Consider the following 9,478-nt stretch of genomic DNA (forward strand, 5'->3'; position numbering starts at 1 on the left):
AAAGGCCTCCCTTATACCCGCTCCAGCATCAGCCCCGAAATTCGCCGAACCTGGCGTGCCACGGCGTCCTCGAAGACGCCTTGGCGTGGCTCGATCAGACTGAAGCAGTGCCTGGCCCGCGTGATTCCGGTGTAGACCAGCTCCTTGGTCAGTACGGGATTGAGGGTATCGGGCAACACCAGCGCGGTATGACTGAACTCGGAGCCCTGGGACTTGTGCACGGTCATGGCGAATACCGTCTCGACTTCGTTCAGGCGGCTGGGCAGTACGAAGCGTACGCCGCCGTGTCCGTCGTTGCGGGCGAAGGCCACGCGTAGCACTGGATCACCATGCTCGTCAGGCAGACGCAGGGTGATGCCGATATCGCCATTCATGAGGCTCAGGCCGTAGTCGTTACGCGTTACCAGCACGGGGCGGCCCTCATACCAGACCTGCTGGCTGTCGATCAGCCCAGCGGCATCGAGCACCCGCGCGACGCGCAGGTTCAGGCCTTCCACGCCCCACGGACCTTTGCGCACGGCGCACAGCAACTGGAAGGTTTCGAAGCTTTGAAGCACTTCCCCGGCCCAGTGCTCCCAGCGCGCATCGTCGGCAGGCGTACCAGGCGGCGGACGCCGACGGCCAATGGTCTGCAGATAACTGCGATAGCCTTCAGGGCGCTCCGAACCCCGTCCGATACCTTCCAGCAGCAGCCGATCAAAGGCGCGGTCCTGCTCGCCGCGCAAGGAAAGGGAGAAAAGATCGTCCGGAGCAAGGGTCAGCAAGTCCCGCGCTTCTTCGGCCTGCTGGCGGTTGACCAAGCGTGCCAGTTGGCCGATCCCACTGCCTTCGCCGAACCGTCGGGAGTGGCGCAACATCACCACCTGCTGAGCCAGTGGATAGCGTTGTTCATCGCCTGTGCGAAGCCCGCTCGCAGCCAACGATTCGCCACTGACGTGCTCGAGCCATTGCTGGGTTTGTTGGGAATAACGCCCTTCTTCGGCATCGCGGCAAAGATCGCCGAGGACGGCGCCAGCTTCGACCGAGGCCAATTGGTCCTTGTCGCCGAGCAAGACGAGACGTGCACGTGGCGGCAGGGCATCCAGCAGGTTGGCCATCATTTCAAGATCGATCATCGAGGCTTCGTCGACGACCAGGACGTCGAGTGGCAAGAGGTTGCCGGCGTGGTGGCGGAAGTGTCGCGAACCAGGACGGCTCCCTAGCAACCGATGTACCGTACTGACGTCGGTAGGAATGTGTTCGCGCACCGCCTCACTGACGTCCAGACGCTCGACCTGCTGGCCGATGGACTCGGTCAGCCGGGCAGCAGCCTTGCCGGTTGGCGCTGCCAGACGGATACGCAAGGGGGCGCCCTGCTCCACGGCCGGCCCTTGCAGCAAGGCCAACAAGCGCACGACAGTGGTGGTCTTGCCGGTACCGGGTCCGCCGGTAATGATGCTGAAGGCGGCACGGGTCGCCAGTGCGCACGCCAGCTTCTGCCAGTCGATCTGGCCTGGTACCGCACCGCCTTCAAACAATTTTGCGAGGCGGCCAGAAAGCTGTTCAGGGGCGGCTTCGACTTGCGCCAAGCGATCACGCAGCGCAAGGTCGATCCGTCTTTCGTAACCCCAGTAGCGCCGCAGATACAGGCGCTGGCCACTCAACACCAAAGGACGCGAGCGATGCTCGTGACTGTCGCCAGCAGCCGCCAGCGCGCTGCTTGCAATGCGCTTTGACCAGAGATTGACGCTGACACCAGCCAGCAGTTGCGAAGGCAGAAGCGAGGGACCGGTCTGCGCGTCGCCTTCGGGTGGCAAGGACAGGGCAAAATCAGGCTCGGCCAGCGTCTGTTCCAGATCCAGGCAGACATGACCATGCCCCAGCTGATGACTGGCCAGGGCGGCCGCCAGCAGTACCAACGGATCGGTACCGGGGGCCAGTTCTTCGAGGAAGCTCACGAAAGCGCGGTCCAGTGGCCGGAGCCAGCCGCGTTCGACCCAGCGATCAAGCAGGACCAACAGGTCCGTACTGCGGCGCAACGGTGCGAGGGCGGCGAGATGCGCCGCTTCGAGCGGGACGGGTAACAGGTCAGCGAGGGTCCGACTCATTGGGCGGCTCCGGAAAACAAGTGTTGCTGTCGAGGTTCGTCGATACCGCGGAACAGTGCATCGAGCTGCTCGATCAATGTCCGCGGCGGCTTGGTGTGATAGAGCCCGTATGGCGCGGCCACTGCTCCCCGCAAGAAGATGAACAGTGCCCCGCCTACGTCACGGTCGTAATCATAATCCGGCAGGCGGGCACGCAACTGGCGATGCAACGCCAAGAGGTAGAGGACGTATTGCAGGTCGTAGCGATGTTCGAGGATGGCCTCCTCCATTGCCGCCGGGCCGTAGGACTGGAGGTCTGGTCCCAGCCAGTTGGACTTGTAGTCTGCCACGTAATAGCGCCCGTCCAGCTCGAAAGCCAGGTCGATGAAGCCCTTGAACATGCCGTTGAGCTGGTTGGCCTGTACCGCCAGCCGTGACACTCCGCCATGGGTGTGCCGGGCAACCAGTTGATCCAGGCGCGTGGTGTCCACGCGGTGGCTGGCGAACCAGAACTCCATCTCGATCTGATACTGCTGCAACTGCCCGAGGATCAGGGGTGGCGCATCCGGTTCGAGCGGCATGGGCTGGATCAATAGGTGCCGCAACCATTGGCTGAGCGCGGGTACCCAAGCGGTCCAGTCACGTCGATTGCAGCGCTGGCCCACTGTACGTTCGATCAGGTCGGGCCGTTGGCTGACTTCGGCGAAGCCCTCTCGCCCGGCCCATTCGAGCAGGCCGTGCAGGAAGGTACCGGGATTGGGGCCCCGCGGGAAACGGTGGATATCACTGCCCTCGCCGGTAATCACTGGCAACGGCTGGACGTCTGGTCGCTCATCGTCGAGCAATTGCTGGGCCTGGGGATCCTCCACGTTCAGGGTCTGGCCTTCGACACCGATGCGCAGGGCGCTGTAGGAAGCGATCCACCAGTTCTCCGCGGCCGCGCGGCGGGGATTGCGCAGCGGCATGAGCTCATGGAGGTTGGCAGGCGCCTGGAAGCGCGTTTCGGTTTTTTCGGGCAGGGTCTGGCAGGAGATTGCCTCACAACCGGACTGCAAGCCGTCGAGCCAGGTCCCCAACTGAGTGGATGCTGGCAGAGGCGCCCCACCGCCAAGCAGATAACCCAATGCTGAACGATGCAACTGCGAGGCCTTGTTACTGCCACGCTTGAGGTCGGCAACGCCAAGCCAGCAACCATACTGGGCCCGGGTCAGTGCTACGTAGAGCAGGCGCAGGTCTTCGGCAAGGCGCTCGTCATCCGCGCGGGCAATCTGATCGCTGTCCGGTACCAGCGTTAGATGGGCGCGGCCTTCGCTGTCATGCCAGGCAAGCGGCAAGCGTTTGCCATCCACCGGTTTGCTGCTGCAGATGAAGGGTAGGTAGACGAGCGGATACTCCAGACCTTTCGATTTGTGGATGGTCACCACCTTCACCAACTGTTCGTCGCTCTCCAGGCGCAGGATCTGTTCCTCGCCCGCCTGACCGGATATGGCCAGGTGCTCGGCCAGGTGGCGGATCAATGCCTGCTCGCCATCCAGTTCTGCCGCCGCTTGCTGCAGCAATTCGGCCAAGTGCAGCAGGTTGGTCAGCACCCGTTCGCCATCACTGCGTTCAAGGAGCGTGCGTGGCAACTCAAAGTCATGCAGCAGGCGCCGCAGCATCGGCAATACACCCTGACGCTGCCAGATCTCGCGGTATCGACGAAACTTCATGACCCAGCTCTCCCAGACGCGTTCGTTCTGGTTGAGCTGGTCCAGGTCAGCCAGCGGCAAGTTCAGCGTAAGGCTGGCCAAGGCGGCCTTGAGCTGGCGTTCGGAGTCCGGTTCGGCGCATGCCTTGAGCCAAGCCAACAGATCATGAGCCTCCTGGGCGGCGAACACCGAATCCTTGTCGGAAAGATAGACGCTTCGCACATCTCTGGCGCTCAGCTCGGAGCGAATCAGCTGCGCCTCGCGGCCGTCACGAACCAGGATGGCGATATCCGAAGGCTGACAAACGCGCAGTATGCCTTCGGCATTCTGGAAACCGGTCTTGCCTTGCTGCCCGCCATTGAGTACGGCAATGATCTGGCTGGCGCAGCTGGCTGCCACTTGCTGCCGGTAGATCGTACCGGACACGGGCTCCTCGCTTTCGAGGTGCCAGAGATGCAAGGCCGGGCATTCCTGGTCTTCGATCAACAGGCGTTCGCTACGCCCCTTGGCCATGACCTCGATGAACGGCAAGGGGTTTTCCTCGCCCTCGCGGAACAGGAAGGCTCCCCGACCATCGATCCGTCGTTCAGCCTGGAGGAACACATGGTTGACCGCACTGACCATGGCCTGGCTGGATCTGTAGTTGGTGTCCAGGCTATGCAGACGCCCGGCGGTCGCGCGGCGGGCGCTCAGGTAGGTGTGGATGTCGGCTCCGCGAAAGGCATAGATGGCCTGTTTGGGATCACCGATCATGAACAACCCGGTTTCCGAGCGGTTCTCGCTGATCTGGTAGATGCGCTCGAAAATCCCGTATTGCACCGGGTCGGTGTCCTGGAATTCATCGATGAGCGCAACGGGAAACTGCTCACGGATCAACGCGGCCAAACGCTCGCCCGCTTCACCGTTGAGCGCCTGCCGCAGCCGCAGGAGCATGTCGTCGAAACCCATTTCGGCGCGGCGGCGCTTCTCCATCTCAAAGCGCGCCGACACCCACGCGGCGGCATGCTCCAGCAGGCCGGCGTCCGGACTGGGCAAGGATTTCAGCTGCTGGGGAAGATCCTGCATGGCGTCGAGCGCAGGGTGCACCGGCGGCGTTGTCTTCCAGGCCTCGGCCATGCCGGTCGGGGTCAGGCGAGCGAAGCCAGTCCCGAGTTCCAGGTCCAATGCTTGCTCATCAGTGGCCCACGCCTTGAGTCGCTCGAACCAGGGTTCGAAGTAACGGGCCTGCATCTTGCGGCCGTCGACCTGCTTGGCGGCCACGGCATCGCGACAGATCTGCAGCAGCTCGTCGGCCCATTGGTTCCAGGGGGCCTTGAGCACACCCAGTTGTTCGGCGCGCTGCCGCAGGACCGTATCTATCAATGCTTGAGGATCTTCACTCTCTTCTTCCCCAGCTTGGCGACCAAACAGTGGCCTCACCTTCGGGAGAAGGACATCCGGACTGATCCAGTTGCTGCGTATCCATGCCAGCGACTCGCCCGTCATTGCGTAGCAGAAGCGTCGCCAGTAATCGCGCATGACCAGCCCAAGGAGCTCGCTGTGGTCGGTTTCGAGACTCTGTGTGAACAGGCTGCCACTGTCGAAGGCATGTTCGCGGAGCATGCGCTGGCACCAACCGTGGATGGTCGAGACCGCGGCTTCGTCCATCCACTGCACGGCAGTCTCCAGACGATTGGCGCATCGCGGCCAGTGCTCTTGTGAATATTCTTCTCGCAACTGGTGCAGCAAGGGGTCGGCTTCCTTGAGCTCGTCGCGGAAGAAGCGAGCAGCTTCGGCCAGGCGGGTGCGAATCCGCTCGCGCAGCTCCTTAGTGGCGGCGTCCGTGAAGGTCACCACCAGAATCTGAGGCGGTAGCAATTCGCGGTCGAAGCCAAATTCCCCGCCGTGCCCCAGGATCAATCGCAGGTAAAGGGCGGAGATCGTGAAGGTTTTCCCGGTACCGGCACTGGCTTCGATCAGCTGGCTGCCATGCAAGGGGAAACTCAACGCCAATGGGCGCACTTGGGTCATGCGGCAGTCTCCGGGTTGCCCAGCGTCTGCCAGGGCGCTTCGTACAACGGACGGTACAAGGTGTCGCACCAGCCTTCGAACGTTTCGTCGGCGATCAGGGCGGTAAAGTCCCGGAATTGCCGAGTCAGGGCGGGGCTCTCGCTGCGCTCGCCGAAGCTATTCTGGCCATCGCCTTCGTATGCCCGGGCAGCGGCGGCGACGGCCTTGTCTTCGTCGGACTGTGCAAGCCAGGCGAAGGCTGTCTTGGCGGCAATCGGCAACGGTGCGTTCATGCCAGCCTGCCGGGCGATCAACAGTTCTACGAGCCGATCGGTCGCCTGTTCCCTGGGCAGGGGTGCGAGCATCAGGGTGAGATCGCTGGCTACCAGTGCGCTATGCAGCGGGTGACCGACCGCACATGCGGCCAAGTGCATGACCCAGGTAGGAATGAGGCGATGCCATTTGAGGTTGTTTCGACCGCTGCTGAGCGAGTTGGGCACGGTACCGATGCTCAACAGGCTAGTATCATCCGCCCGATAGATACGACCCAACCAACCTTCCAAGCGATGTGGCCCATGCTCGAAGCGGATGGGCAGGGCCGTGTCGAGCACCTCCGGCCATCGGGTCAGCAATTGTCGATGGCGCTCTAGCAGGTCAGGCAGTGGTTGCAGCAATTCAGCTTGCAGACACTCGCCAAAACCGGCCAATGGCAGCAAGCCGCAGGCTTGTAGTCGCTTGGCGTGGCTCTGTAGTACATCGTTTCCATCGTCGGTATTGGCGAGTGCCGCGGTCAGCAAATTTTCACTGAGGCTATAACGCTGCAATGCATCGAGGACAAATGGTTCTTCATCCGGCGTTGGCGCCTCCAATGCTTCGAAAAACACTTTCAGACGCTGGCTGAAGAAGTGTTTGACCGGATGACGAACGAAATCCTGCAACAAGGCCAGGCTTAGCGGCTCTTCACTGACATGGAGGGGCAGGGACTGATCACTTGTCGCGCGTGCTTGACCGGGTTGGTGCAAGGCGTGCCATTCCCTGGCGAAGCTGAACAGCGGGCTGCCTTTCTGGAAGTAACGTTGACTGAAGGGTTGCAGTGGATGCTCCTGGGTGAGCGCGTCCAGCAGCTGTTGTCCCGGTTCCAGCCTTTCACCTGGTGTGGCGCCTGTCAGCGTCCATCCACTGGCCAAGTGATCACGCAGCTGGCCCACGAGGACCGAAGCAGGTCGCTCGCTGTTGTCACGAATACTGCGGCCTACCCAGCTTATGTACAGCTGATCGCGTGCGGACAGGAGCGCTTCGAGCAACAGGTATCGGTCGTCTTCACGTCGCGAGCGGTCACCTGGACGGTAATCGCTGGCCATCAGGTCGAAATCCATAGGCTGTTGAGCACGCGGATAGTCGCCATCATTCATGCCTAGCAGGCATACCACGCGGAAAGGGATGGCCCGCATGGGCATGAGTGTGCAGAAATTCACCGAGCCTGCGAGAAAGCGTTGTGACAATTTGCCTTGGTCAAGGCCAGACAACCAGGCTTCGCGAACAACGGTCAGCGGCAACAGATCCTGCAAGCCGACCGTTTCGCATGTCGCAAGCCATGTTTCTCGCAAGGTTTGCAGTTGCACCAGGAGGTAGTCGTCATGCTCGCTTTCGGCCAGGAAAAATACCTGCAGCAGCGCGTGAAGTCGATCACCCCACTCTTCCGTGGTCGCAGGCGCGGCCAAGGTCCGACAGGCCACATCCAGTGCATCCAGCAGGGCAACCAGAGGACCGATGAGAGCTGCATCGAGGCCGCCGATCTCGTCGTAAGGCTCTATTCCGTTACATCCCTCGCCGATACCTACGGCATAGCCGAGCAGCATGCGGCGCAGCCCGAAACGCCAACTGTTCTGCTCCAGCCCTTCCGGCAGACCGAAGGATGCGCGCTGCGTGGCGTCGAGGCCCCAACGGATTCCTGCGCCTTCGATCCAACGGTGCAAGGTGGGCAGATCACTTTCACGGATCTTGAAACGCGCGCGCAGAGCCGGCACGTCGAGCAGATCGAGCACTTCGCTCACTGCGAATCGACTGTCGGGCAACTTGAGCAGGTGTTCGAGGGCGATAAGCAGCGGGTCACGACCGCGTTGGCCCTGATCGGTCAAGGTATAGGGGATGTAGCGTGGATCCTGGCGCTCGAGCTGGCCGAACACGGCGCGAATATGGGGCGCGTAGGCGTTGATATCCGGAAGCATGACGATGATGTCGCGGGGGCGAAGCGTGGGATCGGCACTGAAGCGCGCAAGCAGCTGATCATGGAGAATCTCGACTTCACGTTGCGCGCTATGGGCTATGTGGAAACGCACCGAGCGGTCCTTGCGTGGATCGACTGCTGGCCACAAGCTGCGGGTCTCCGACAGTGGCCGCAGTTCGAGAATATCGTCCTGCAGCTGGTTAAGCAGGTTGCCTGACTCTCCTTCGGTGAACAGGTCGATGCGCCCCTCGGTAAATACACCGCGATAGGTATCCGGATCATCGTAGCTATCAAGCAGGTTGATGTAGTCGCGGCCCTGTTTGCCCCAGGCAGCTAGAAGAGGGTGTGCATGCTGGTGCAAGGACTCGTCATCGAGCTGCAAGGGCATGCCTTGCTTGCGCTCCTGACGTCTGTACTGGTGACGTAGGAGATCCTTGTCGGCGACGATATCCGCCCAGTGATGTCGACAAGGGTTATGCACGCACAGTAATACCTGACTGAACCGGGCCAGGCCTGCCAGTGCTTCCAGAGCCTGGGCGGGAAGAGACGAGATGCCGAAGACGATTACCCTGGATGGCAAACCGGCCGGGGCCCGCTCCAGGCCACCGATGCGCTCGATAAAACGTTGATGTACACCGGCACGACTCTGTGCCATGCCTTGCTCGCCAACATCCAGAAGCAAGGCCCTCCATAATTCGGCCTGCCAGCAATTACTCGCTATCAAGGGGGTACGTCCGCCCCGTGCGGTATGGAGCACATGTTCACCGGCTGCCCAGTCCTTGAGCCAGTCGGCACGATAGACCTGATACTGGTCGAAGAGGTCCGCCAGGCGCTCTGCCAATTGATAGCGTTTGCGTAGGTCGCTGTCGTCCGTAAGGAAGCGGCGCAGGGGCTCGAAGTGAGGCCGCTCGATCAATTCTGGCAGCAATCGCATTAATCGCCAGGTAAGGGGGGCCTTGTCGAGCATGGAAATCTCGGGAATTTCATCGCGCCCGAGAACTCGTCTGTACAACTGCCACATGAAGCTGCCAGGCAATTGCACGTCAATGGCCGCGGCAATACCGCAGCCACCTAGATCATCATCCAGCGGATCCTCCGCCAGTGCCAATTTGAGCCATTGCGCGATGCCGTTGCTCTGTACCAGAGCGATCTCGTTTTCCAAAGGGGTCAATGGATAACGGCGCATCCAGCTCACTACCAGACTACGCAGGTCGTCCAGGCGATTACTGTGGACGACCATGAATCCGGGACGTAGTGCAGGGGTGTTCGGCATGGAGCATTCCTTGGAACAAGGCAACGGTTCAATGGAGGAACCATATCATGGAGAACAATTCGAAGGCGCGAGGCTAACCCGCGAGAGTGTCAGCAGGTTTGACGGGAATCGGATCCCGGAAAAGACAAAACCCCTACCTGCTTGCGCAGATAGGGGTTTTGCGAAATGAATCTTGACGATGACCTACTCTCACATGGAGAAGCTCCACACTACCATCGGCGATGCATCGTTTCAC

At 61.3% G+C, this 9,478-nt stretch carries 3 protein-coding genes; all 3 read right to left on the reverse strand.

The window, feature by feature from the left end:
• Positions 1-11 precede the first annotated feature (11 nt).
• From recD to recC, 3 genes are read right to left on the reverse strand one after another with little or no spacing between them, the layout of a single operon-like run.
• A complete protein-coding gene (gene recD, locus G7009_RS23370; RefSeq protein WP_181132470.1) occupies positions 12-2,087 on the reverse strand; it encodes an exodeoxyribonuclease V subunit alpha in 2,076 nt (691 codons plus the stop codon).
• The gene (gene recB / locus G7009_RS23375; protein WP_181132471.1) at positions 2,084-5,764 is read right to left on the reverse strand and encodes an exodeoxyribonuclease V subunit beta; all 3,681 of its coding nucleotides are present in this window, start codon (positions 5,762-5,764) and stop codon (positions 2,084-2,086) included. The genes recD and recB overlap by 4 nt, the downstream gene beginning before the upstream one ends.
• Entirely contained in the window at positions 5,761-9,243 is a 3,483-nt protein-coding gene (gene recC, locus G7009_RS23380) for an exodeoxyribonuclease V subunit gamma (RefSeq protein WP_181132472.1), read from the reverse strand. The genes recB and recC overlap by 4 nt, the downstream gene beginning before the upstream one ends.
• Positions 9,244-9,478 lie beyond the last annotated feature (235 nt).

The organism is Pseudomonas capeferrum, assembly GCF_013523055.1.
GTDB classification, from domain to species: domain Bacteria; phylum Pseudomonadota; class Gammaproteobacteria; order Pseudomonadales; family Pseudomonadaceae; genus Aquipseudomonas; species Aquipseudomonas capeferrum_A.

Coding starts and splice junctions, on each gene's coding strand:
- recD (WP_181132470.1), bottom strand. CDS start 2,087: ATGAGTCGGACCCTCGCTGACCTGTTACCCGTCCCGCTCGAAGCGGCG.
- recB (WP_181132471.1), bottom strand. CDS start 5,764: ATGACCCAAGTGCGCCCATTGGCGTTGAGTTTCCCCTTGCATGGCAGC.
- recC (WP_181132472.1), bottom strand. CDS start 9,243: ATGCCGAACACCCCTGCACTACGTCCCGGATTCATGGTCGTCCACAGT.